The organism is Rhodococcus sp. NPDC057135 (assembly GCF_042670865.1).
GTDB lineage: Bacteria > Actinomycetota > Actinomycetes > Mycobacteriales > Mycobacteriaceae > Rhodococcus_F.
In genome coordinates this window covers 336,693-361,336 of record NZ_JBHUUU010000002.1, presented here as the reverse complement: position 1 = coordinate 361,336, position 24,644 = coordinate 336,693, and the positions used below count along the sequence as shown (strand labels likewise).

Sequence of the window (24,644 nt, the reverse complement as noted above, 5' to 3'; positions counted from 1 at the left end):
TATCGGGCATTTCTCTCTGCGATCACCACCGTAACCGTCATGCAGATCACTATGGCCAATACCACACCCCCACCAAGGCGGTTACTACTACCAGTAGTACGTATTTCGTCGTGGAAGTCCGTAGAATCGAAGAATGGCAGGTCTAGGTGAACTCGAACGCGCGGTGATGGATCATTTGTGGTCCACATCAGAACCGCAAACTGTGCGACAGGTGCATGAAGCACTCGCGACGCATCGCGAATTGGCGTACACGACGGTCATGACCGTTCTGCAGCGCCTGGCGAAGAAGCATCTGGTGATTCAGCAACGTGACGATCGCGCGCATCGCTATCTTCCCGTCAACAAGCGCGAAGAACTGGTTGCGAGCCTGATGGTCGACGCTCTCGCCCAGGCTCCGGAGTCCGGCGGTCGCGCTGCGGCACTCGTTCACTTCGTGGGCCAGGTCAATGCCGACGAAGCCGATGCTCTCCGCGAAGCGCTCGCTGCCCTCGAGGTGCGCGAGTCCGCGAAAAAGGCTGCGCAGCCCGGAATTTCTAGGCCGAACTGAATTCGTCGTGCATGATGTGTAGGACATGAACGCCACTACTGCACTGGTTTTCGGACTGCTTGCCTTGTTGCTGGCCGGTCCGGTACCCGCACTCCTGAGCCGCTCGACGTGGCCTTACCGCGCTCCCCGCGCGGCGTTGGTTCTGTGGCAAGCCGTCGCAATCGCTGCGGTGTTGTCGGCGTTCAGCTCGGGCCTGGCCATTGCCAGCCAGCTGCTCGTTCCCGGCGCTGACGGAAGGCCGACGACGGCTCCGACGGCCGAGATCGATGCCCTCGGGTTGCCGCTGTGGATTCTGTACGTGGTTGTTTTTGCCCTGACGCTTCTGATCGGCGCAAAGCTGATCTTCTCGGTCATTCAGGTCGCCGTGAGGACCAGGCGTCGCCGTGCACGTCACCGTGTGTTGGTTGACCTACTCGACGATTGCGCCATGCCCGCCTCGGTCGAACGCACACCCGACCTGCGAGTGCTCGACGTCGACGAACCGATCGCCTATTGCCTTCCGGGTCTGCGTCAACGCGTGGTTCTCAGTCAAGGCACCTTGCAGAACCTCGATCATGCCGAGGTCAAGGCCATCCTGACGCACGAGCGTTCGCACTTGCGGGCTCGTCACGATCTCGTCCTCGAGGCATTCACCGCGGTCAACCACGCGTTCCCCCGTTTCGTCCGTAGCAAGTCGGCTCTCGGATCCGTACAGCTCCTGGTGGAGTTGCTCGCCGACGATTCGGCAGTCCGCGCTACCGGACCGACTCCCCTGGCACGAGCCCTGGTCGCGTGTGCCGGATCCACCGCACCGCGCGGAGCGATGGCAGCGGGCGGTCCGTCAACGCTCATTCGAGTGCAGCGCCTCTCGGCTGACGATGCCGATCCCCGGATTGCGATTTTTGCGTATCTGGGGGCGGTCGCCATTCTCGTGGTACCCACCGTGGCTGTGGCAGTGCCCTGGCTCACGGAACTTCGCCTGCTTTTCAACGCCTACTGAGTCTTGACCAGCGCAACCACGTGTAGTAGTGCAGGTCACAGGCGGGGTTACCTGACTTCGACCTAGCCGGTGGCGTAGAGTGGACCACGGCCACCATCGTGGTCCGTCAACATATAACGGCACACAGCCCAATTCCCCGCAGTATGCGTTCGGATTGCCAGGTGACATGTGCCCTGGCTCGTCCCTTTGCGAACTGTGTCGTGTATTTCAGCATGGCTTCTTCCGCTCCGCGACGTGCCCGTAGTCCGGAGAGGTTTCCGCGTGACCAACGCTGTCCAAATGTCGTCTTCCGAGAACATCGAAGACACCACCGTCAACACCCCCGCTGCCGAAGAAGCAGTCGCCACCGAGCCGGGTATCACCTTCGCCGAGATCGGCCTGCCCGAGCAGCTTGTTGCCGCATTGGCGCGCAACTCCATCACCGTCCCGTCCCCCATCCAGGCGCAGTCCATCCCGGACGCGCTCGCCGGAACCAACGTTCTCGGCCGCGCACAGACCGGATCGGGTAAGACCCTCGCATTCGGCCTGCCGATGCTGACCCGCCTCTCGCGCCACGAGGATCGCCCGGCCGCCAAGCGTCCCCGTGCACTCGTGCTCGTCCCCACCCGTGAGCTTGCTTTCCAGGTGGTCGACTCCCTCAACTCCTACGCCGGCGCACTCGGACTCACGGTTCGTCCCGCTGTCGGTGGAACGCCGTTCGCCAAGCAGGTCGATCAGCTCCGCCGCGGCGTCGACGTCCTCGTCGCCACCCCGGGTCGTCTCGGCGACCACCTGCGTCAGGGCACTTGCATCCTCGACTCGGTGGAAATCACCGCACTCGACGAAGCCGACCAGATGGCGGACATGGGCTTCCTGCCCGAGGTTCGCTCGATCCTCGGTGAGACCCCCGCAGACGGACAGCGCCTGCTGTTCTCGGCAACCCTCGACCGTGAGGTCCAGTCGCTCGTTCGTCAGTTCCTGGCCAACCACGTCACGCACTCCACCGAAGACGGCCGCGCGAGCGTCGACACGATGGAGCACTACGTCCTCCTCGTCGACCGCGGCCAGAAGGATTCCGTCCTCGCCGAGATCGGTGCCCGCGACGGACGCACGATCATGTTCGCCCGCACCAAGCTCGGTTGCGAGGGAATCACCGACCGCCTCCGCGCAGTCGGCATCGCTGCCGAGTCGCTTCACGGCGGCAAGGCTCAGAACCAGCGCACCCGCGTCCTCGAGCGTTTCAAGAACGGCCGCACCCCGGTCCTCGTCGCAACGGACGTCGCAGCGCGCGGAATCCACGTCGACGGCATCGACCTCGTCGTTCACGTCGATCCCCCGGCTGATCACAAGGACTACCTGCACCGCGCGGGTCGTACCGCTCGCGCCGGCGAGAAGGGCACCGTTGTCGCCATCGTGCTGCCCAACCAGAAGCGTCAGTTCAAGCGTCTGACCGGAATGGCCGGCGTCAATGCCGCTGCCGTTCCCGTCACCCCGGGTTCTGCTGAACTGACTCGTATCACCGGCGCCAAGAAGCCGACCGGAGAACCGTTGCGCGAGAGCTCTTCTCGTGGCGAGCGTTCCTTCGGCGATCGTGGCGGAAGCCGCGGCGGATACCAGGGCAACCGCTCTTCCGGCGGATACCAGGGCAACCGTTCCTCGGGTGGGTACCAGGGAAGCCGTGACGGCGAGAGCCGCGGCGGCTACCAGGGTGATCGCTCCAGCGGTGGATACCAAGGCAACCGCGACAGCCGCCCCTCGACCGGATACCAGGGCAACCGCTCTTCCGGTGGATATCAGGGAAGCCGTGACGGCGAGAGCCGCGGCGGCTACCAGGGCAACCGCTCTTCGGGTGGCTACCAGGGTGATCGCTCCAGCGGTGGATACCAGGGCAACCGCGACAGCCGTCCGTCCTACGGAGACCGCGACAGCCGTCCGTCGACCGGATACCAGGGCAACCGCTCTTCCGGTGGGTACCAGGGAAGCCGTGACGGCGAGAGCCGCGGCGGCTACCAGGGCAACCGCTCTTCCGGTGGCAGTGGATACCAGGGCAACCGCGACAGCCGTCCGTCCTACGGAGACCGCGACAGCCGCCCCTCGACCGGATACCAGGGCAACCGCTCATCCGGTGGATACCAGGGCAACCGCGACGGCGGCGACAACCGCGCAGCCTCGACCAGCGGTGGTGGCTTCCGCAGCCGCACCGACCGTCGTAGCTATGACGGATTCGACGGCCCGAAGCGCGATCAGCGGTAATACCTGCGCTGAGCTGCGGCTCGACAACTGAACACTGAGAACCTTCCGGCTGCGCCGGAAGCTGTATCGAGACGGATGCAGGTCACTGCAATTAAAGTGATCTGCATCCGTGTTTTGTATGCACGGTCTGATGTTCACGCGCGTCGCGGCCGCACAGTTTTCGGCTGCGCACAGCGCAGGATTTCACAGCCGCGGACCGAGAGGGAAAGCTGTAAGCATGTCAACCACTAGCACCGAATCACCCCGAGCTCAGATCGGCGTCACCGGCCTGGCCGTCATGGGTTCGAATATTGCCCGCAATTTCGCCCGCCACGGTCACACCGTTGCCCTGCACAACCGCAGCATCGCCAAGACCGATGCTTTGATCGCCGAGCATGGTTCCGAGGGCGATTTCGTGCGCACCGAGACCGTCGAAGAGTTTGTTGCCGCGCTGCAGAAGCCGCGACGCGTCCTGATCATGGTCAAGGCCGGCGCTCCGACGGATGCTGTCATCGAAGAGCTCGCGAACGCCATGGAGCCCGGCGACATCATCATCGACGGCGGTAACTCGCTGTACACGGACACGATCCGCCGTGAAGCCGCGATCCGCGCCCGCGGTCTGCACTTCGTCGGCGCTGGTATCTCCGGCGGCGAAGAAGGCGCACTCAACGGTCCGTCGATCATGCCGGGCGGCCCGAAGGAGTCGTACGAGGCTCTCGGCCCGCTTCTCGAGTCGATCTCCGCTCACGTCGACGGCACACCGTGCTGCACGCACATCGGCCCCGACGGCAGCGGTCACTTCGTCAAGATGGTGCACAACGGCATCGAGTACGCCGACATGCAGCTCATCGGTGAGGCGTACAACCTCTTCCGTGACGCGCTGGGCTACGACGCCGGTCAGGTCGCCGACGTCTTCACCGAGTGGAACAAGGGCACGCTCGAGTCCTACCTGATCGAGATCACCGCCGAGGTGCTCCGTCAGGTCGATGCCGAGACCGGCAAGCCGTTGGTCGACGTCATCGTCGACGCTGCCGAGCAGAAAGGCACGGGCCGCTGGACGGTCAAGTCCGCTCTGGATCTGGGCGTGCCGGTCACCGGTATCGCCGAGGCCGTGTTTGCTCGCGCACTGTCCGGTAGCCGCAATCAGCGCGCCGCAGCCCAGGCGCAGGGCTTGGCTTCGGGTTCGCTCGGCGACAAGCCGGTTGACGCCGAGCAGTTCGCCGCTGACATCCAGGCCGCGCTGTACGCGTCGAAGATCGTGGCGTACGCGCAGGGCTTCGACCAGATCGCTGCCGGTAGCGCCGAGTACGACTGGAACCTCAAGCCTGCCGACCTGGCAACGATCTGGCGCGGCGGCTGCATCATCCGTGCGCAGTTCCTCAACCGCATCAAGGACGCGTTCGACGCGGATCCGAGCCTGCCGAGCCTGATTCTGGCGCCGTACTTCCGCGAGGCCATCGAGGCGGGCATCGACAGCTGGCGCCGTGTGGTCGCCACCGCGACGATGCTCGGCATTCCGGTACCGGCGTTCGCGTCTTCGCTGTCGTACTACGACGGTCTGCGCGCAGAGCGTCTGCCGGCCGCCCTGACACAGGGTCAGCGCGACTTCTTCGGCGCGCACACCTACGAGCGCATCGACAAGCCCGGCAAGTTCCACACGCTGTGGAGCGGTGACCGCAGCGAAATCGAGGCCTGATTCACAGCGGGTATCGGTAGATGCGGTTATCTGCGTCTACCGATACCCGGTAGCCTGGACAAATGCAGGAATCGACGATCGACTCGCCCACCTCGACCGAAGGGCGTTCGTTCGTCGACCTCGGAATCCCCGCCCTGATGGTGCATGCGTTGCGCCGGAGCGGCATCGATGCCCCCTTCCCCATTCAGTCGGCCACCATCCCCGATGTCCTTGCCGGCCGGGATGTGCTCGGGCGCGGCGCGACGGGTTCCGGAAAGACTTTGGCCTTCGGGCTTCCGATGTTGGTGCGCCTCAAGGGTGGGGCGAGCAAGCGGAATCGTCCTCGCGGCTTGGTGCTCGCTCCCACCCGCGAACTTGCGATCCAGATTCACAAAGCACTCGACGACGCCGCTACCGAGATCGGATTGCGTGTGGCCAACGCGGTCGGTGGTGTTCCCATCAAGCGCCAGGCCGACATCTTGACCAGGGGCGTCGACCTGCTCATCGCCACTCCCGGCCGTCTACTCGACCTGCTCGAGCAGCAGTCGGTCGTGCTCGACGACGTCGTGATCACGACCATCGACGAGGCCGACCACATGGCAGACATGGGCTTCATCGACGAGGTCGCGAAGATTCTCGACACGACCCCGAAAGATGGTCAGCGTCTTCTCTTTTCGGCAACCCTCGACGGCAAGGTCGACGATCTGGTCGCGGGTTACCTGCGCAATCCGGCGTCGCACTCGACTGCTCCCCCGGTTGCCACCGTCTCGACGATGGAGCATCACCTGCTCTTCGTCGACCGCGACGACAAGAGATCCGTTGTCGCACATATCGCTTCGCGCGCGGGGCGGACCATCATGTTCGTCAAGACCAAGCACGGCGTGGATCGGCTTGCGCAGCAGCTGCATTTGATCGGTGTCTCTGCCGGCGCTCTGCACGGCGGTAAGACGCAGAACAACCGGACCAAGACCCTCGCGTCGTTCTCCGACGGAACAACCCCCGTCCTGGTCGCCACTGATGTCGCGGCCCGCGGAATCCATGTCGACGACGTGACCCTCGTTGTTCATGTCGATCCCCCGGCCGAGGCCAAGGACTACCTGCACCGCGCCGGCCGGACGGCACGCGCCGGGGAATCGGGCGTCGTCGTCACCATCGTCACCGACGAAGAACGTGACGCGGTCGAGAAGTTGACCAAGCAGGCAGGTATCAAGGTTCACGGTGTGCGGGTCCGCCCCGACGATCTGGAACTCACGCGTATCACCGGAGCAATGGAGCCGACGGGCATTCCGGTCGAGGCTCCCGATACGACCGTCGCCGTCAAGCACACCGCAAAGCGTGGACGCCAGGAACACGACACCGCAGGTCGGACGGCTGCCGGTGGCCGCATGAAAAAGGACGGCGACAAGCGAGCCGCCTCCTCGCGGCGCGTCACCGATCCCAAGAGTGTGAAGAAGATCCGGGCCGACGGCACCCCGGTCCCGACCCGTTCGGAACGTTTGGCCTCCAAGGGCCTGACGCCGCGGCGGGGTGCACCGGGCACAGGAAAGCCGTCTGCCGGAAATCGGGCGGGCAAGCGCGCACACTGAGGACATGGGTGATCTTCCACTGATCTCGGTTCTCTGCGCACTCGTCGCCGCACTGCTATTCGCGTGCGCTTCCGTCGCTCAGCAGCGGGCAGCGTCGGCGGTTCCCGAGGGCGAGGCGCTGGTGGCGTCGCTGATTCGGAGCCCTCGGTGGTGGGCCGGATTGATCGGCGACGGCGGCGGTTACGTCATGCAGGCCGTTGCACTGTCATTGGGTTCGGTGTTGGTGGTTCAGCCGCTGATCGTGACCTCACTGCTGTTCGCGCTGCCACTCTCGGCCAAATTCTCGGGAATCCGCATCACCCGTTCGACGTGGTCACTGGCGATCATGCTCGCGATTTCGTTGGCGATCTTCCTCGTGGTCGGCGATCCCACCGAGGGTGACAGCAATGCTCCCTGGCCCGATTGGGCTGTGCCCCTGACGATCACGGTCGCAGTCGCCGTGGTCGCGACCATCGGCGGCTTGTCCAAACTCGACGGTGGCTGGCGCGCACTGCTTCTCGGCTCCGCGGCCGGCATCTTCTACGGCGTTGCGGTCGCATTCACCAAGTACGTCACCGACCTACTCGGACACGGCGTCGTCGGGGTGATTTCGGCCTGGCAGACGTGGGCTCTGATCGCCTCGGGCGCGATCGGCGTCTACCTGCAACAACGTGCATTCCAGGTCGGGCCGCTGTCGGCGTCGCTGCCCGCTCTCACGATCGGCGAGCCGATTGCGGCCATCTTCTTGGGGATGACGGTTCTGGACGAACGCCTACGCGTCGACGGCCCCGGAATTGCTCTCATCGGGTGTGCTGTCGCCGTCATGATCATGACCACGATCGCCCTCTCCCGCTCACAGGCACGCGATACCGAGGGCGCTGCGGCGGAATCGACGGTAAGCTCGTGAAACGTGCAGTTCCTCGAAGGGCAACGCCCCCCATACGACCTGACCTACGACGACGTTTTTCTCGTCCCTAACCGGACAGAGGTCACCTCCCGGTTCGACGTCGATCTCACTTCTTCCGACGGATCCGGAACCACCATTCCCGTCGTCGTCGCCAATATGACCGCAGTGGCCGGCCGCCGTATGGCCGAGACAGTTGCCCGCCGTGGCGGGCTGGTCATCATTCCGCAGGACGTCCCCACCGAAGCCGTCGCCGAGACCGTGGCATTCGTCAAGAGCCGCCACCTCGTCGCCGATACGCCGGTCACCTTGAGCCCCGACGACGCCGTCTCCGACGCGCTGGCGCTTCTGCCCAAGCGCGCTCACGGCGCCGTCGTGGTGGTCGAGGACGGTAAGCCGCTCGGTGTCGTCACCGAGGCCGCCTGCGCGGACGTCGACCGGTTCACGCGTCTGCGCTCGGTCGCCATCACCGACTTCGTCACCGCCCCGGTCACCGCTACACCTCGCGAGGTGTTCGAACTCCTCGAAGCCAAGCATGATCCGCTGGCGGTCATCGTCAACGAAGACGGCACTCTTGCCGGAGTCCTCACCCGTACCGGTGCGATTCGTGCGGGAATCTACGATCCCGCAGTCGACGATCGGGGCGCACTCCGAGTTGCTGCGGCGGTGGGTGTCAACGGTGACGTGGGCGCGAAGGCAAAGGCACTCGTCGACGCCGGTGCCGACGTGATCGTCGTCGACACGGCGCACGGTCACCAGCAGAGAATGATCGATGCGCTCACCACTCTCAAGGCGCTCGACCTCGGCGTCCCGTTGGTCGCAGGCAACGTGGTGTCGGCACAGGGCACCCGCGATCTGATCGCGGCCGGCGCGGACATCGTCAAGGTCGGAGTCGGGCCGGGCGCTATGTGCACGACGCGCATGATGACCGGCGTCGGACGCCCACAGTTCTCGGCCGTCGCGGAATGTGCCGCAGCGGCACGTGAGCTCGGCAAGCACGTCTGGGCCGACGGCGGAGTACGCCACCCCCGCGACGTCGCACTCGCCCTCGCAGCGGGCGCGTCGAACGTCATGATCGGCTCGTGGTTCGCCGGCACGTACGAGTCCCCCGGCGACCTCAAGGTCGATCAGGCGGGCAATGCGTACAAGGAGAGCTTCGGCATGGCGTCCAAGCGCGCCGTTGCCGCTCGCACAGCCACAGAAACGGCTTTTGATCGCGCCCGTAAGGGATTGTTCGAGGAGGGCATCTCCAGTTCGCGGATGCGTCTCGACCCCGAGCGCCCGGGTGTCGAGGACCTGATCGATCAGATCTGTTCCGGCGTGCGCAGTACCTGCACGTACGCGGGGGCGCGCTCACTCGAAGAGTTGCACGAGAAGGCAGTTCTCGGTGTTCAGTCCGCTGCCGGATTCGCCGAAGGACGGCCGCTTCCGTCAGGTTGGTGAACAGGGTTCTGTGACAGTCGGCGGGTGCTCGGGTCCCTACTCCCGCGCACCCGCCGGTATCATTGGTTCCGTAAACAGAAAACAAAACTCGGTCGGGTGCCCTTCGGCGACCCGACCGAGCCCGCTACAGCCGAGAAATCCTCGGCTCTGACGAGAGGAACCCGGTGCCCGAGGCACCCACACACTTACCCGGCGCTACACCCGTCGTTTTATCCGAGGAATCGTCTGATTCCGCCGGTTCGGAGGGCTCCTCTAGCGAGCCGGGAGACAAACCCGGCGGCCCCCGTGCACAACTCAGGTGGCGATGACACATGGACATCGTTTTCACCATTCTCAGCCTCTTCGGCTTCATCGCGCTGACTGCAGGCACCGCCCTCTTCGTGGCGGCCGAATTCTCACTGACCGCGCTCGAGCGCAGTACCGTCGACGAAGCCGCTCGCGACGGCGACCGACGCTCGCGCCAGGTTCAACACGCGCACAAGACTCTCTCGTTCCAGCTTTCCGGTGCCCAACTCGGCATCACGATCACGACACTGATCACCGGTTACCTGGCCGAGCCCGTTCTGGCGCGGTTCATCACACCGGTTGCAAAGGCCGTCGGACTCAGCGAATCCGCTGCCTCGACAACGTCTTTGATCTTGGCGCTGGTACTCGCGACGTCGTTCTCGATGATCTTCGGCGAGCTCGTACCCAAGAACCTCGCAATCTCCAAGCCGATGCCCACCGCCCGTGCAACGGCGGGCCTGCAGGCCGGCTTCTCGCTGATCTTCAAGTGGGCAATCAACGGTCTCAACGGAACTGCCAACTGGATCGTGCGACGCCTGGGCATCGAACCCGCGGAGGAACTGCGCTCGGCGCGCTCACCGCAGGAACTCGGATCCCTCGTGCGGACGTCCGCGCAGCGCGGCTCCATCGACAAGGGCACGGCGATGCTCGTCGACCGTTCGCTGCAGTTCGGTGACCGCACCGCAGAAGAACTGATGACCCCGCGAGTGAAGATCGAATCGCTGGAACTCTCGGACACCGTCGCAGACCTGATCGTGACGGCGTCGCGGACCGGCTACTCGCGCTTCCCGGTCGTTCGCGGCGATCTCGACGACACGGTCGGCGTCGTACACATCAAGCACGCGTTCACGGTTCCCGCCGAGCGCAGGCGCACGACGCGAGTCGACAGTCTGGCTCAACGTGTTCCGGTCGTGCCGTCGAGCCTGGACGGTGACACCGTCATGGAGCGGATCCGCTCGGACGGCATGCAGGTCGCTCTGGTCGTCGACGAATACGGCGGAACTGCGGGCATCGTCACGATGGAAGACCTCATCGAGGAAATCGTCGGCGATGTGCGCGACGAACACGACGAGCCCGAGCTGGACGTGCAACGCGTCGGCGACGGATGGTCGTGCTCAGGTCTCCTGCGTATCGACGAGGTCACTTCGGCTACCGGATACACCGCGCCCGAAGGCGACTACGACACCCTCGGCGGATTGGTGCTCACCGAATTGGGGCGCATCCCCGAGGAAGGTGACGAAGTGGAGTTGCCCGACGTGGACTCGTCCGGGGATTCCCGCGGAAAGTGGATCGCCCGAGTGACCAGCATGGACGGCCGTCGTATCGACCGAGTGACCATCACACCGGTCCCGGCGGACGTCGAACCCGAATCCGCCGACCACGACAAGAAGGAGTCCGACGATGAATAACCTCTTCGGCGTTCTCCTGACCGTCGTGTTGCTCGCGAGCAACGCATTCTTTGTCGGCGCGGAATTCGCGCTGATCTCCGCTCGCCGTGATCGTCTCGAGGCACTGGTCGCGCAAGGCAAGAAGCGGGCACTCACAGTCATCAAGGCCGGTGAGAACCTGTCGCTGATGCTTGCGGCGGCTCAGCTGGGTATCACGATCTGCTCGATCCTTTTGGGTAAGGTCGCCGAACCTGCCATTGCGCACCTCCTCGAGGTGCCGATGGAAGCCGTCGGTCTGCCTGACGGGCTGCTGCACCCGATCTCGTTCGCGATCGCGCTCTCGCTCGTCGTCGTGCTGCACATCCTGCTCGGCGAGATGGTTCCGAAGAACATCGCGTTGGCCGGCCCCGAGAAGACGGCCATGCTGCTCGTTCCCGTGCATCTGGCCTTCATCAAGATCGCCCGCCCGATCATCGCGTTCTACAACCTGTGCGCAAACGGCGTGCTGAAGCTCCTGCGCGTCGAGCCGAAGGACGAACTCGACGTCACGGTCTCTGCCGTGGAGTTGTCCGCGATGATCGGTGAATCGCGATCCGAAGGTCTGATCGACGCCGAAGAACACCGGCGGTTGAAGCAGGCTCTCGAATCGACCGATCGCACGGTGTCCGAGGTTCTGATCACCCTCGACAAGGTTCGGACCATTCCCCTCACACCGTCGGGAACAACACTGGGTGAGATCGAGCGTGCAGTCATCGAGACCGGATACTCGCGTTACCCGGTGCGGGCGAGCGACGGCTCCCTGGCTGGATACGTGCACCTCAAGGACGTGCTCGACGAGGTTCTGGACGAAGCCGCCGGACCGGACACCGTCGTTCCGACGTCGGATATTCGCCCGCTGCCCATCGTTCCGCTCAGCACGCCGCTGGCCGAAGCGTTGGCCGGCCTCCGTCGGGCCAGCTCGCATCTCGGCGCAGTCACCGACGCTGACGGAGTGGTGATCGGTATCGTCGCGCTCGAGGATCTCCTCGAGGAGTACGTCGGCACGGTTCGCGACGGCACGCACCGCGGCACGGATGCTGTTCCCGGACAACGAAACAGCTGATCGATGACACGTTCGGTGCACTCACTCGCACTCGCACTCGCGCAGAGCGAGTGGACGGCTCGGCGGGCACTTCACCTCGAGGAGGTGGAGAAGCTCGTCGAGCCGCACCGAGCGCGTCGTAGCGCCGGTATCTCGCACCCGGTGCACGACTTCCTCTTCACGTACTACAACTTCAAGCCCGCGCAACTGCGGCGCTGGCACCCCGGCTACGGAGTCGCGCTCGAGAATGCCGGTGAATACGCAGCCTTCTCCGGGTACCGCGTCGATTCGGGTACCGCGACGGTCGACGATTCAGTGTTGGAGCGGCGTCGTCACACTGTCGAATTCGTGTGGAATCTGTTGAACCAGACGTCTGCGCGGCCCGCTGTGCTCGGCTGCTTCGGCCTGCACGAATGGGCGATGGTCTATCGCGGCGGCGAGGATGCGATCCGGCACCAATCCGTGCCGCTGCGGCTCGGATTCTCGGGTACCGACGCGGTCGTCGAATCCTTGCCGCTCAAGTGCACGCACTACGACGCGTTCCGGTTCTTCACGCCGGACGCGGCCCCCAAGAATTCGCTCCCCCTTGCCCGGGAGACTCAGGCGGACCACGAGCAGCCGGGCTGCCTGCACGCCGGTATGGACCTGTACAAGTGGTCTTTCAAGTTGTTGCCGCTCGTCGATTCGGCTCTGGTGATGCGGTGCTTCGAACACGCGCTCCTGGCCCGCGAACTCGACATGCGCGCGAGCCCCTACGACCTCGCCGAGTACGGGTACTCCCCCATTCGCATCGAAACTCCCGCCGGACGCGCCGAATACGTGCGTCAGCAACAGCACTTGGCGGATCGTGCTGCGCCGCTCCGCGATACGCTGGCAAAGAAGTGCCGGGAGCTTCTCGACCACTGAACTGCCCGAAAGGCGTCGTATGGATCACGGGTACGGGTTCTATCTCGACGAATACCAACGCGACGTCGGGGTGCATACCGACGACCGGCGCGGGCACATCGAATGCCCGGACGCGGCGGGCTTTCTCGCGGCGCACTTGCCGGTGTTCGACCTCGCTGCGGGTTCGGTTGCGGCGTTCGCCTCTGCGATTGATCGAGGATCCGGGCACTGGACCCTGAATCCCGAGCGCATCGCCGCGTCCTTTTCGAGCGATCGCCTGTTCCGCACCGGAGGCGAACCGATCAACGGGTTTTCCGAGTACTCGGGATTCTTCGCCGCCCGTGACGGTTGGGTCCGCACGCACGGTAACTATCCGCACCATCGCGACCGACTGCTCACCATTCTGGAACTCGAACCTGGATCGTCCAAAGAAGCAGTGGCGCAACGTATATCCGAACTCTCTGCTATCGATATCGAACAGCAAGCCGCAGAGGTCGGTGCCATCGCGGTCCGCGTGCGTACCGAGACCGAATGGCGCCTGAGTGAGCAGTGTGCAGCCGCGCGGTCTGCGCCTCTGGTATCCATCCGAGCACGCGAGATGGGGAAACCGCGCGCACTTCCGACGCGCCCACGCGTTCTCGACCTGACCCGCGTCATCGCCGGCCCGGTCGCGACCCGTGCCCTCGCGCTGGTCGGCGCCGAAGTTCTGCGGATCGATCCCCCGGCGATCCCTGAAATCGGATGGCAGCACCTCGACAGTGGCCAGGGCAAGCGGTCGGCGCTTCTCGACCTGAAATCCTCGCAGGGTGCGACAGCGTTCCGCGAACTCCTCGAAACTGCCGACGTGCTGGTCACCGGCTACCGGCCGGGTGCACTCGAAGCGCTCATCGGGCAAGATCTTCCCGCGCACCTGATTCACGGGCGTGTCAGCGCATGGGGTTGGGAAGGTCCGTGGGCGGATCGGCGCGGCTTCGACAGCATCGTGCAGGCCGCGTCCGGTATCTCGTTCCTCGAGGGTGGAGAGAAACCCGGCACCCTCCCCGCACAGGCACTCGACCACGCGAGCGGGTACTTCCTTGCAGCAGGGATCCTCGACGCGTTGACAATGCGCTCGCACGACGGCCGAGGCCGCGCTGTCGACGTGTCGCTGGCAGGTACCTGCACCCGTCTGCTGGACGCGCCGGGGCGAACCATCCACCCCGGCCTGCCGACGGCCCCCGGCTTCGATGCTGTTGTCAACCACGGAGACGTGACCACCGCACGACCCGCGTTGGCAGAGTTCGAGGACTACCCCTCAACGGCACATTCGTGGGGATCGGATCCGGCGGAGTGGGCTCACTGAGGGAACGGCACATTCAGGGCAAGATGGACCTGTGAAGTCACATACCTACACACTCGACCTCCAGTGGACGGGCGATCTGGGATCCGGAACGTCCAGCACACAGGCATATTCGCGCAATCACGCAATATCCGCGGTCGGGAAGCCGGAGCTTCTCGGTAGCTCCGATCCCTCGTTCCGCGGTGACGCGCAGCGGTGGAATCCCGAGGAACTGCTCGTAGCCTCGCTCGCCCAGTGCCACATGCTCTGGTACCTCGGCCTGGCAGCGGCCGCCGGTGTGGTTGTCCTCGACTACAGCGATCAGCCGGTCGGCAGCATGATCGAGGAGTCCGACGGCGGTGGGCAGTTCATCGAAGTGACCTTGAATCCGACGGTGCTGGTCGCCGACGCGTCGATGGTCGAGACGGCCGAGGATCTTCACGGCCCGGCACACACGAAGTGCTTCATCGCTCGGTCGGTGAACTTCCCGGTCCTGCACTCGCCGACGATCCTGGTGGCCACCGATGAGTGATGTGCACAAGCTCATTGTCGACGTCGACACCGGTATCGACGACTCGCTGGCACTGCTCTACCTACTCGCCAGCGCCGAGGCCGAGATCGTGGGAATTGCGAGTACCGCCGGCAACGTTCCCGTGGAACAGGTCGCGGCCAACAACCTGAACTGGCTCGCACTCTGCGGGGCCCCGGACATCGAAGTTGCACTCGGTGCCCGCGAGCCACTGGTCATTCCGTTGCGCACCACCGAGGAGACTCACGGTCCGCAAGGGATCGGGCATGCCGTGCTCCCTGATTCGGGTCGTGAGCTCTCGGTTCGTACCGCCACGGACCTCTGGGTGGATCTCGTCCGTGAGTACCCCGGACAACTCACCGGACTGGTGACGGGACCGCTCACCAATCTGGCCCTGGCGATCAGACGCGAACCCGACCTTCCCTCTTTGCTGAAACGACTGGTCGTGATGGGTGGGTCGTTCAACTATCCGGGCAACACGACGCCGACTGCGGAGTGGAACGTCTCGGTCGATCCGCACGCCGCCAAGGAAGTGTTCGACGCGTTCTCGGTAGTGCCCGCGCACCGACGTCCGATCATCTGCGGCCTCAACGTCACCGAATCCATCGAGATGTTTCCAGAACATGTGCGTCGGCTCGCCGACGCTGCCGGGAGCACCCCGGAAGAGATCATCTCTCCTGACGACGGCCCCGATGTCCGCAGCTCCGCCTCCAACAGCGTGATCCGGCACATGTCCGACGCGATCCGGTTCTACATGGAGTTCCATCGCGAGTACGACCAGGGCTTTCTTGCTCACATGCACGACCCCTTTGCGGCTGCCGTCGCGCTCGACCCGACCCTGGCGACCCTGAAACCGGCAACGGTAGACGTCGAAACCGAAAGCCCACTCTTGATCGGAACCACCATCGCGGACTGGGTCGGACACTGGAAACGCGAACCAAACGCGGACATCGCCGTCAGCACCGATCCGGCGGAATTTTTCGATCGACTTGTCCACCGAGTGGGAAATTACGCCCGCGCCGTGGGTTGATCGAGCGCGGCACCGGCTATGCTCGCATGGACAGAACACCAACGAACGAGAACCGAAGGACCCTGACGTGCAGATTTCCAGCCACGATGCCTCCCCGGCATTTGCGCTCGGATTGATGGCGTTCTGGCCCACTCGTCGTAGCGCATGCTTCGATCAGGCGTGTTGCTGAGCGGCGATTTCTCGCTGCCTGCACCCCTGACTTTGTCGCTTCTTCGCTCGGAGTCTGTCTTCTCATGTTCAACCTTCTTTTGTTCACCCTTGTCGGCGTCGGCGCCCAGCTCGTCGACGGCGCCCTCGGTATGGCCTTCGGTGTCACCGCAACCACTCTGCTGATGATCGGTGGGCTCGGTCCGGCTCAGGCCAGCGCCGCGGTTCACCTGGCCGAGGTCGGCACCACCCTCGCTTCGGGTGTGTCGCATTGGAAGTTCAAGAACATCGACTGGAAGCTGGTCGCCAAGCTGGGCGTGCCCGGCGCTGTCGGCGCATTCATCGGTGCCACCGTTCTCTCGGGTCTGTCGACCGAAGCGGCAGTCCCCATCACGGCGACGATTCTGCTGGCAATCGGTATCTATGTGGCACTTCGCTTTTCGGTCCGTCCACCAGCTGTCGCGAATGCTCGCACCACCCCGCACACCGCTCGCTTCCTGTCTCCGCTCGGGCTGTTCGGTGGTTTCATCGACGCATCCGGCGGCGGCGGTTGGGGTCCGATCACCACCAGCACACTGCTCTCCCGCGGCAAGACCGCACCGCGCACGGTGATCGGCTCGGTCAGCGCGTCGGAGTTCCTGGTCGCGTCCGCTGCTTCGCTGGGATTTCTCATCGGGCTCGGTCACGAGTCGATGGGAAACCTCCTCGTTGTTGCCGGTCTCGCTCTCGGCGGTGTGATCGCAGCACCGTTTGCGGCGTGGTTGGTCAGCCGCGTGCCCGCGACGTTGCTCGGAACGGCAGTGGGCGGCGTGATCGTGCTGACCAACGCGCAGAAGCTGTTCAAATCCTTCGACATCACCGGCGCGGTCACGGTGGCCGGATACCTCACCATCATCGCCGCCTGGGCAGCGTTGCTGTTCTACGCGTGGAAGCGGTCCACGCTCACCCCGGCCGAAGCAGAAGGCGACTTCACGGGAGTCGAACTCGCGGTCGAGACCGAACTCACCGAGCCTGCAGCCAAGCGCGAACGATAACTCGTCACAGAAGAAATCCCGGGTATCCGCGCTGGGATACCCGGGATTTCCTGCTTTCGCCTTTAGTTGCTTCCGTCGAACGCGTCAAGAATCCGCCCCGCAGCCAAAGCCGCAGTCAGTGAACCGTCGCGCACGCTCTGCTCGACGTCGGCCCGGATCGCACGCACCCGATCGTTGCTGGAGAGTCTGCGCAGCAGCTGATCGTTGACCATCGTCCAGGTCCAGTCGACCTGCTGCTGTCGGCGCTTCTCCTCGAACTGCCCCGCTTCGGTGAGCACCTCACGGTGCTTGGTGACAGTTCCCCAGAACTCGTCCAGACCGATACCTTCGAGGCCGCTCATCGTGATGACGGGCGGCTTCCAGATCGCGTCGTGCGGGTAGATCAGGCGCAGCGCTCCGGCCAGTTCGCGGGCCGCGCCTTTCGCCTCGCGCTCGTGCTTGCCGTCGGCCTTGTTGACCGCGACCAGATCCGCGAGTTCGAGTACACCCTTCTTGATCCCCTGCAACTGATCGCCCGTACGAGCGAGGGTCAAGAACGTGAAGCAGTCCACCATGTTCGCGACGGTGACCTCGGACTGCCCGACGCCCACCGTTTCCACGAGGATGACGTCGAAACCGGCAGCCTCGAGAAGCACGATGGTCTCGCGGGTTGCCTTTGCAACACCGCCGAGGGTGCCGGACGTCGGTGACGGACGAATGTATGCGTTCTTCTCGACCGTGAGGCGAGCCATGCGCGTCTTGTCGCCGAGGATGGAGCCACCGGTGCGGGTGGACGACGGATCGACCGCCAACACCGCAACCCGATGCCCCTTCTCCAGCAAGTACATTCCGAGCGCATCGATGAACGTCGACTTGCCGACGCCGGGGACGCCGGTGATGCCGATCCGGTGTGCTCCCCCGGCCTCGGGCAGCAACTTCAGCAGAAGCTGCTGCGCTAGAGCCCGGTGGTCGTCGCGAGTGGACTCGACGAGGGTGATCGCCCGAGCGAGGCCGGCACGTTGATTTCCACGTACCGCCTCGGCGAGAGAATCAACTGATGGCCTTGCCGCTGGCGACGGCGTGTCGATGGGCTGACGTGCCATCTTCAGTGACCCCTTCTCAGCTGTTGTCGTGACCCAGTTGGGCGGAGAGCTTCTCCAACAATCCGCTGGCGGCGTCGGCGATGACGGTGCCGGGCGGGAAGATGGCAGCAGCGCCGGCTTCGTAGAGTTCGTCGAAGTCACCGGGCGGGATGACGCCGCCGACGACGATCATGATGTCGGGACGACCGGCCGCAGCCAGAGCTTCCCGCAGCGCCGGCACCAAGGTGAGGTGACCGGCTGCCAACGACGACACACCGACTACGTGGACGTCGTTGTCGGCCGCCTGGTTGGCGACCTCTTCGGGGGTCTGGAACAGCGGTCCGACGTCCACGTCGAATCCGATGTCGGCAAAGGCCGTGGAGATGACCTTCTGGCCACGGTCGTGACCGTCCTGGCCCATCTTCGCAACGAGGATGCGGGGACGACGTCCCTCGTCCTCGGCGAACTTCTCGACCAATTCCATCGCCTTGCTGATGTTGCTCACCGATCCTGCCTCGTCGCGGTACACACCACTGATGGTGCGGATCTCCGCCTGGTGGCGTCCGTACACCTTTTCGAGGGCGTCGGAAATCTCGCCGACGGTAGCCATGGCGCGGGCCGCAACGACGGCGAGTGCGAGGAGGTTGTTCTCCATGCCGCCTTCGGTGGACGCTGCCGCGCGCGTGAGGTCGGCGAGTGCAGCCTCGACGGCTACCGGATCACGTTCTGCGCGAAGACGAACCAGCTTCTCGAGCTGTTCCTTACGCACCTTGGAGTTCTCGACCTTGAGAACCTCGATGGTATCGACCTCGTCGGGAACGTACTTGTTGACGCCGACCAACGGCTGACGACCGGAGTCGATGCGCGCCTGCGTACGAGCGGCAGCTTCCTCGATGCGCAGCTTCGGGATGCCCTCGTTGATGGCCTGAGCCATTCCGCCGGCTTCCTCGACTTCTTCGATGTGCTTACGTGCCCGGTTGGCGAGCTCGTTGGTGAGCCACTCGACGTAGTACGAGCCGCCCCAGGGGTCGATCGGGCGAACGGTGCCGGACTCCTGCTGCAGCAGCAACTGGGTATTGCGGGCAATACGCGCGGAGAAGTCCGTCGGCAGAGCGATGGCTTCGTCGAGAGCGTTGGTGTGCAGCGACTGGGTGTGTCCCTGCGTGGCTGCCATGGCTTCGACGCAGGTACGCGGAACGTTGTTGAAGACGTCCTGCGCGGTCAGCGACCAACCCGAGGTCTGCGAGTGGGTACGCAGCGACAGAGACTTGGCGCTCTTGGGGTCGAACTTGGCAACCAGCTCGGCCCACAGGAGGCGTCCGGCGCGGAGCTTTGCGACCTCCATGAAGAAGTTCATGCCGATGGCCCAGAAGAAGGACAGGCGAGGCGCGAACTTGTCGATGTCCATCCCGGCGTCGAGGCCGGCGCGGATGTACTCGACGCCGTCGGCGAGGGTGTATGCCAGTTCCAGATCGGCCGTCGCTCCGGCTTCCTGGATGTGGTAGCCCGAGATGGAGATGGAGTTGTACTTCGGCATTTCCGCGCTGGAGTACGCGAAGATGTCCGAGATGATCCGCATCGAGGGCTTGGGCGGATAGATGTAGGTGTTACGAACCATGAACTCTTTGAGGATGTCGTTCTGGATCGTTCCGGCCAGCTTGTCCGGAGTGACACCCTGCTCACCTGCCGCTGCGACGTACAGCGCGAGGATCGGCAACACGGCACCGTTCATCGTCATCGAGACCGACACCTGCGAGAGGTCGATCCCGTCGAAGAGCTGACGCATGTCGAGAATGGAATCGATTGCGACACCGGCCATTCCGACGTCACCGGCAACGCGCGGGTGATCGGAGTCGTAGCCGCGGTGGGTGGCGAGGTCGAAGGCGACCGAGAGGCCCTTCTGGCCAGCCGCGAGGTTACGACGGTAGAACGCATTCGACTCGGCGGCAGTGGAGAAGCCGGCGTACTGGCGAATGGTCCACGGCTGGTTCACGTACATGGTCGGGTACGGACCACGCAGGAACGGCGCAGCGCCCGGGAAGCTGTCGAGCGGGTAACCGGACTCGGCGGCCGCTGTGCGGTCGGCGCCGGTGTACACCGGCTTGACGTCGATGCCTTCCGGGGTGGACCAGACAACCTGCTCGGCGGCGTAGTTGTTGGCGTTGGCGCCCTCTTCGATGAGCGCCTGTGTCTGCTCGACCGACGGCGGTGTGGGTGCCGGAGACTGCGGGTCCTCGAGTGGGACCTCGGCGAAACTGCCGATCACGTGCTTGACCTCTCGTGTCGTCACTTGGAGCTTCCCGTCTCGATGAAGTCGAGCAGTTCGGTCAGAGCCGACACTGCGTCGATGCGGGCGGTGAGGAATCCGTCCGGGCGAGAATCGCCGGTCGCGTCTGCGACTGCCTTTTCCGGGCCGGCCAGCAGCACCTTGGTGATACCGGCAGCGCGAAGTTCGGCGACGGCTGCTGCGGCACTCTCGCCGTAACGCTTGTCCGTGCCACACAGCACGGCGACGGTGGCACCAGAAGCCTTGACGGCTGCTGAGATAGCCTCGGCGCCCACCTCGAGCGGGCCGGGGTTGACTGCGTCGATGCCACCCGAAGCGAGCAGATTGGACGCAAACGTGGTGCGCACGTTGTGTTCTGCGACCGAGCCCAGCGGCGCGAGAAGCGCAGTGGGACGGGCGCCGCCGGCGTCGAGGAACGCATCCGAACGGTCGCGAAGCGCTTCGAACGCAGCTGCGTAGCGGGCGACGGCCTGACCGGGCTCGACTGCTTCGGCGGACAGCGGGGTTTCACCGAGGTTCGGGAACTCGTTGACACCGGTGACCGTGGTCTTGCGGTGTGCGATGTCGGAGTCGCGCTTGGCCTTGGTGGCCGCGATGCGACCGGAGACGATTCCCGCTTCGAGTGCAGCAAGATATCCGCCGGCTGCTTCGATTTCCTGGAAGAACTCCCACGCGGTGGCGGCGATCTGCTGTGTCAGGTCTTCGACGTACCAGGATCCGGCCGAAGGATCGAGGACACGGCCCAGGTGCGACTCTTCGAGCAGGAGCAACTGTGTGTTTCGGGCGATGCGTGAGGAGAACGACTTGCTGACGCCGAGGGTGCCGTCGGCAAGCGCGACGTCGAACGGAAGAACCGTCACCGCGTCTGCTCCGCCGACACCGGCGCCGAATGCGGCGAGGGTGGTGCGCAGCATGTTCACCCAGGGATCACGCTGAGCCATCATCGCGGCGGAGGTGACCGCATGCTGGGGCGCTCCACCGAAATCGGAAGCTCCGCAGACCTGGGCGATACGTGCCCACACGAGACGTGCGGCACGGAACTTCGCGATGGTCTGGAACTGATCGTCGGTTGCCGAGTAGCGGAAAGCCAACTGCGACAACGCAGCACCGATGGTCAGGCCGCTCTCAGCGGTGAGTGCGCGGAGGTATTCGAGACCTGCGGCAATCGCGGCTCCGAGTTCTTCGGCATCCCCGGCACCGGCGTTGTGGAACGCCGTGCCGTCGACGGTGATCGCGTGCACGGTTTCCGCGCGAGCTGCAGCGAGGGCAGCCAACTCGACGGCGTCGGCAAGTTCGACGTCGGCTGAGCCGGAAAACGAACTGGTCAGCGGAGCGGCACCGAGGTGGATGCGGATACCGGCGCGATCGCTGACGCCGTCACCGGCTTCGGCACGCGCGTCGAGGAGTGAGAAGAGTGCGCGGGCGCCATCGCCGGCCTCCGCGCCTGCGTCGAGCGTCAGCGGCGCGAGATCGAGAAGCACGCCCTCGAGCGCAGCGGCGAGGTCGGTGACCGGAACGCCGCCCCCGCCCACCGTCAACCAGAGTGCGCTGACGCCGTTTTCGAGGGCGTCCAGGACGCTGCGATTCGTCTCGGCTGCGGAGGAGGTTCCGAATGCAGCGGAGACCAACCAGCCGGCATTGACGTCACGGTGAGCATCGACACCCCGCACGTACGGGAACGTGCCCGGCAGGGTCTGCTCGGGACGCTCGTCGCGTGGGCTGTAGAGCGGTGCGACAGTGACGCCGTCGTAGGTGACGGTTTCGAGCAGTTTCTGGGGCTCGGGGCCCAGTTCTGCCGCATCGACTCTGCGGGACTTGGCGAGCACACCGGCTACGGAGCGCTGCCACTCCGCGTATGCCTGCTCGACAGCCTCGGCTTCTGAAGCTAATGACACTGTGTCCGCTCCCTCTCATTTTTAGCGTGAGCGCTGTACCGATAATCGGAATTGTTCGTTAGTTCTGTGATGCTAACCCGCGTCTGAGCTCAGATATCGTGAGGATCACGTCAGGTTCTTCACAGTGCCGTTCACGACGCCGTTCACGACCACTTCCCGACCGGTCCGCCGGCGTGCGTGTTCAGTGATTCGGGCACCTGCAACTGGTCCTTACCTAGCGATTGTTCAGCATGTATGTGAGTTACTCGCGAGTTCGTTTCACTGGCCGGGACTGCAGGTGTGGACCACCTGGAAAGCGTAGTGGTTTTCGTCACAGCTCAGCTTTCATTGTCGCCTGGAGCACGTGAATTTCCGGCATTCGGGATGGTCGTCGGCACACCGTTCCCAGCGCGCGAGCGACTCGGTTCACCGTTCACAGGTAGCCTTGTGACCTGTGATGGGACGCCTGCTGGACCGAAGATTGATCGCAATAGTCCTGGTAGTGCTCGCTTTGTTCCTCGCAGCCCTCCTCGCCCCACATCCCACGGTGTCTCAGGTGCGAGAGTGGGCGGACTCGGTTGGCCCCGCGTTTCCCCTCGTGTTCTTCCTGGTTCATTCGATAGTCACCGTCGCGCCGTTCCCGCGCACCGTCTTCACCCTCAGCGCGGGCGTTCTCTTCGGTTCGGTGACCGGCATCGCCCTTACGGTGGCGGCGACGACCGTGAGCGCTGTTCTGGCCCTCTACCTGGTGCGCGCCATCGGCCGCGACGTCGTCTGGCAACGGATTTCGAGTCCGACGATCCGGCGGGTGGACGAGCGGATCGAGAAGCGGGGGTGGCTGGCCGTCGGCTCTCTGCGCTTGATCGCGTTCGTCCCCTTCTCGGTGGTGAACTACTGCTGCGGCATTTCGTCGATCCGGATCGTGCCCTACGTCCTTGCCACCGTTGTCGGCATTTTGCCCGGCACCGTGGGGATCGTCGTTCTGGGCGATGCACTCTCCGGCGAAGCCGATCCTCGTCTCCTGATCCTCTCGGGGGTCTGTATTGCAATCGGCATCGCCGGTCTGGTGTTCGACGCTCGCCGCCAGCCCCCGTTGAGCGAAACCACCATCGACACAGGTCAACCTCAAGAGATTGATTTGATCGAGTCAACCCAAAACGATTGACTATTGAAAGTCAACTACATAACATTGACTAATGTTCGTACTGACGGTGGATCAACGAGGTAGCCGACGGGATGTCGATCGCGTCGGGGAGATTCTCGGTGCACTGTCCGGGTACAAACTCCTTCGACCGTTCGAGCGCACTGCAGGCGACGAGATTCAAGCGGTCACCGACGACCCGGCACTGCTCGTCCCCGTCGTACTGGAGCTGATTCGGCGCGAACACTGGAGTGTCGGGATCGGGATCGGCCCAGTCGAGCAGCCTCTCCCACGGCAGACTCGCGCCGGACGCGGGCCGGCGTTCGAAGCTGCGCGGGTCGCCGTCGAGCGCGCCAAGCGAGCGCCGGCCAAAATAGCCGTCGAGCAGGCACCGGCCGACAGATCGCGCGACGAACTTGCCGCCGACGTCGACGCCGCGTTCACCTTGCTCGGCACGATTGTCACGAGACAGACGAAGGACGGGCGCGAAGCCATCGCTCTGATGGACATCGGACTCACTCAGATCAGCGCGGCCACCCAACTCGGAATCACCAAGCAGGCCATGTCGAAGCGACTCCTGACCGCCGGATGGCACGCAGAACTCGCCGGGCGCAGACTCGCAGAACGGCTTTTGGTCAGACTCCAGCCCTAGACTGCTCACGCTCGCACCAGTACAACTCGTCGACACAGCAGGGGGCTCGGATACATGGTCGTTCTGGCGTTGATCGCACTCGCCGTCGCCGCCGCCGCACCAGCAGTTGCAGCGGCGCTGGGACCGCTCAGTCGTGGTCGACTGGAAGTGCCCGAATGGGCGTCGTCCGTGGTGGCTCTACCAGCGCTCGGTGTTGCCGCGCTGGCATCGACCCGAACGAGCCCGGTCACCGGATTTGCACTCGGGGCGACGCTTGTCCTGTGCGTACTTGCCGCCGCCACGGCCGGCGCACCGTTGGTGCTCGCCACCTTCAAGATCGCCCGCCGCCAACCGGACGGAAGCCCGGCACCGGATGCCGGACCTCTTCGCGGTGGACGTGTGATCGGGATACTCGAGCGACTCGCGGTAGCGGCGTCGATTCTCGCGACCTGGCCGGAAGGCATCGCGATCGTCTTGGCAGTCAAGGGACTCGCACGGTACCCGGAACTTCGCGAACCGCACGCTTCCGAGCAGTTCATCATGGGAACCTTCGTCAGCGTCCTCTGGGCGATCGCTGTATGTGGAACGGGACGGGCACTCATCACGTAGGTGATGAGTGCCCGTCCCGA

20 protein-coding genes are annotated in these 24,644 nt (G+C 64.5%); 17 read left to right on the top strand and 3 right to left on the bottom strand.

Annotated elements, in window-relative coordinates:
* Positions 1-133: 133 nt before the first annotated feature.
* The 14 genes from ACFT1A_RS04635 to ACFT1A_RS04570 all read left to right on the top strand — a co-directional run bounded on the left by ACFT1A_RS04635 (position 134) and on the right by ACFT1A_RS04570 (position 17,021).
* The gene (locus ACFT1A_RS04635; protein ID WP_003944876.1) at positions 134-547 is read left to right on the top strand and encodes a BlaI/MecI/CopY family transcriptional regulator; all 414 of its coding nucleotides are present in this window, start codon (positions 134-136) and stop codon (positions 545-547) included.
* Positions 548-572: 25 nt separating this feature from the next.
* The gene (locus ACFT1A_RS04630) at positions 573-1,526 is read left to right on the top strand and encodes a M56 family metallopeptidase (RefSeq protein ID WP_230815619.1); all 954 of its coding nucleotides are present in this window, start codon (positions 573-575) and stop codon (positions 1,524-1,526) included.
* A 261-nt stretch (positions 1,527-1,787) separates the two neighbouring features.
* Positions 1,788-3,758 carry a DEAD/DEAH box helicase gene (locus ACFT1A_RS04625; protein ID WP_378446000.1) on the top strand — a complete coding sequence of 657 codons (1,971 nt, stop codon included), beginning with the start codon at positions 1,788-1,790 and terminating at the stop codon, positions 3,756-3,758.
* Positions 3,759-3,975: 217 nt separating this feature from the next.
* A complete protein-coding gene (gene gndA / locus ACFT1A_RS04620) occupies positions 3,976-5,433 on the top strand; it encodes an NADP-dependent phosphogluconate dehydrogenase (protein WP_378445999.1) in 1,458 nt (485 codons plus the stop codon).
* A 62-nt stretch (positions 5,434-5,495) separates the two neighbouring features.
* Positions 5,496-6,998, top strand: a complete 1,503-nt coding sequence (locus ACFT1A_RS04615; RefSeq protein WP_378445998.1) for a DEAD/DEAH box helicase — start codon at positions 5,496-5,498, stop codon at positions 6,996-6,998.
* Positions 6,999-7,002: 4 nt separating this feature from the next.
* Positions 7,003-7,884 (top strand): DMT family transporter, encoded by an 882-nt coding sequence (locus tag ACFT1A_RS04610; protein ID WP_378445997.1) that lies wholly within the window; start codon positions 7,003-7,005, stop codon positions 7,882-7,884.
* 3 nt (positions 7,885-7,887) lie between these two features.
* Positions 7,888-9,324, top strand: coding sequence for a GuaB1 family IMP dehydrogenase-related protein (locus ACFT1A_RS04605; protein WP_378445996.1), 1,437 nt, complete (start codon positions 7,888-7,890; stop codon positions 9,322-9,324).
* Between the two features lie 311 nt (positions 9,325-9,635).
* A complete protein-coding gene (locus ACFT1A_RS04600; protein ID WP_378445995.1) occupies positions 9,636-11,018 on the top strand; it encodes a hemolysin family protein in 1,383 nt (460 codons plus the stop codon).
* A complete protein-coding gene (locus tag ACFT1A_RS04595; protein WP_230815612.1) occupies positions 11,011-12,099 on the top strand; it encodes a hemolysin family protein in 1,089 nt (362 codons plus the stop codon). Before ACFT1A_RS04600 ends, ACFT1A_RS04595 begins: the two co-directional genes overlap by 8 nt.
* 3 nt (positions 12,100-12,102) lie before the next feature.
* Positions 12,103-12,984, top strand: coding sequence for a 3-methyladenine DNA glycosylase (locus ACFT1A_RS04590; RefSeq protein ID WP_378445994.1), 882 nt, complete (start codon positions 12,103-12,105; stop codon positions 12,982-12,984).
* Between the two features lie 19 nt (positions 12,985-13,003).
* On the top strand, positions 13,004-14,305 hold the full coding sequence (locus ACFT1A_RS04585) for a CoA transferase (RefSeq protein WP_378445993.1): 1,302 nt from the start codon (positions 13,004-13,006) through the stop codon (positions 14,303-14,305).
* A 31-nt stretch (positions 14,306-14,336) separates the two neighbouring features.
* Positions 14,337-14,813, top strand: a complete 477-nt coding sequence (locus ACFT1A_RS04580) for an OsmC family protein (RefSeq protein ID WP_230815609.1) — start codon at positions 14,337-14,339, stop codon at positions 14,811-14,813.
* Positions 14,806-15,840, top strand: a complete 1,035-nt coding sequence (locus ACFT1A_RS04575) for a nucleoside hydrolase (protein WP_378445992.1) — start codon at positions 14,806-14,808, stop codon at positions 15,838-15,840. The genes ACFT1A_RS04580 and ACFT1A_RS04575 overlap by 8 nt, the downstream gene beginning before the upstream one ends.
* A 233-nt stretch (positions 15,841-16,073) precedes the next feature.
* Entirely contained in the window at positions 16,074-17,021 is a 948-nt protein-coding gene (locus ACFT1A_RS04570; protein WP_378445991.1) for a sulfite exporter TauE/SafE family protein, read from the top strand.
* A gap of 62 nt (positions 17,022-17,083) precedes the next feature.
* Here the strand turns inward: ACFT1A_RS04570 and meaB are convergent, their stop codons facing one another.
* Genes meaB through mutA form a run of 3 tightly spaced genes read right to left on the bottom strand, consistent with a single transcriptional unit; the run spans position 17,084 to position 22,264 of the window.
* Complete coding sequence (gene meaB, locus ACFT1A_RS04565) at positions 17,084-18,103, bottom strand: methylmalonyl Co-A mutase-associated GTPase MeaB (protein WP_378445990.1); 1,020 nt, start codon at positions 18,101-18,103, stop codon at positions 17,084-17,086.
* A 16-nt stretch (positions 18,104-18,119) separates the two neighbouring features.
* Complete coding sequence (gene scpA, locus ACFT1A_RS04560; protein ID WP_378445989.1) at positions 18,120-20,372, bottom strand: methylmalonyl-CoA mutase; 2,253 nt, start codon at positions 20,370-20,372, stop codon at positions 18,120-18,122.
* Complete coding sequence (gene mutA, locus ACFT1A_RS04555; RefSeq protein ID WP_378445988.1) at positions 20,369-22,264, bottom strand: methylmalonyl-CoA mutase small subunit; 1,896 nt, start codon at positions 22,262-22,264, stop codon at positions 20,369-20,371. Before mutA ends, scpA begins: the two co-directional genes overlap by 4 nt.
* 433 nt (positions 22,265-22,697) lie before the next feature.
* On the opposite strand from mutA, the gene ACFT1A_RS04550 reads away from it, so the two are divergent.
* Genes ACFT1A_RS04550 through ACFT1A_RS04540 form a run of 3 tightly spaced genes read left to right on the top strand, consistent with a single transcriptional unit; the run spans position 22,698 to position 24,624 of the window.
* Positions 22,698-23,408 carry a TVP38/TMEM64 family protein gene (locus ACFT1A_RS04550; RefSeq protein WP_378445987.1) on the top strand — a complete coding sequence of 237 codons (711 nt, stop codon included), beginning with the start codon at positions 22,698-22,700 and terminating at the stop codon, positions 23,406-23,408.
* A gap of 31 nt (positions 23,409-23,439) precedes the next feature.
* On the top strand, positions 23,440-24,036 hold the full coding sequence (locus tag ACFT1A_RS04545; protein ID WP_378445986.1) for a hypothetical protein: 597 nt from the start codon (positions 23,440-23,442) through the stop codon (positions 24,034-24,036).
* Positions 24,037-24,090: 54 nt separating this feature from the next.
* A complete protein-coding gene (locus tag ACFT1A_RS04540) occupies positions 24,091-24,624 on the top strand; it encodes a hypothetical protein (protein ID WP_095970155.1) in 534 nt (177 codons plus the stop codon).
* Positions 24,625-24,644 lie beyond the last annotated feature (20 nt).

Coding starts and splice junctions, on each gene's coding strand:
- ACFT1A_RS04595 (WP_230815612.1), top strand. CDS start 11,011: ATGAATAACCTCTTCGGCGTTCTCCTGACCGTCGTGTTGCTCGCGAGC.
- ACFT1A_RS04575 (WP_378445992.1), top strand. CDS start 14,806: ATGAGTGATGTGCACAAGCTCATTGTCGACGTCGACACCGGTATCGAC.
- ACFT1A_RS04610 (WP_378445997.1), top strand. CDS start 7,003: ATGGGTGATCTTCCACTGATCTCGGTTCTCTGCGCACTCGTCGCCGCA.
- ACFT1A_RS04600 (WP_378445995.1), top strand. CDS start 9,636: ATGGACATCGTTTTCACCATTCTCAGCCTCTTCGGCTTCATCGCGCTG.
- ACFT1A_RS04585 (WP_378445993.1), top strand. CDS start 13,004: ATGGATCACGGGTACGGGTTCTATCTCGACGAATACCAACGCGACGTC.
- ACFT1A_RS04630 (WP_230815619.1), top strand. CDS start 573: ATGAACGCCACTACTGCACTGGTTTTCGGACTGCTTGCCTTGTTGCTG.
- ACFT1A_RS04545 (WP_378445986.1), top strand. CDS start 23,440: ATGTTCGTACTGACGGTGGATCAACGAGGTAGCCGACGGGATGTCGAT.
- meaB (WP_378445990.1), bottom strand. CDS start 18,103: ATGGCACGTCAGCCCATCGACACGCCGTCGCCAGCGGCAAGGCCATCA.
- ACFT1A_RS04540 (WP_095970155.1), top strand. CDS start 24,091: ATGGTCGTTCTGGCGTTGATCGCACTCGCCGTCGCCGCCGCCGCACCA.
- gndA (WP_378445999.1), top strand. CDS start 3,976: ATGTCAACCACTAGCACCGAATCACCCCGAGCTCAGATCGGCGTCACC.
- ACFT1A_RS04570 (WP_378445991.1), top strand. CDS start 16,074: ATGTTCAACCTTCTTTTGTTCACCCTTGTCGGCGTCGGCGCCCAGCTC.
- ACFT1A_RS04615 (WP_378445998.1), top strand. CDS start 5,496: ATGCAGGAATCGACGATCGACTCGCCCACCTCGACCGAAGGGCGTTCG.
- ACFT1A_RS04635 (WP_003944876.1), top strand. CDS start 134: ATGGCAGGTCTAGGTGAACTCGAACGCGCGGTGATGGATCATTTGTGG.
- ACFT1A_RS04590 (WP_378445994.1), top strand. CDS start 12,103: ATGACACGTTCGGTGCACTCACTCGCACTCGCACTCGCGCAGAGCGAG.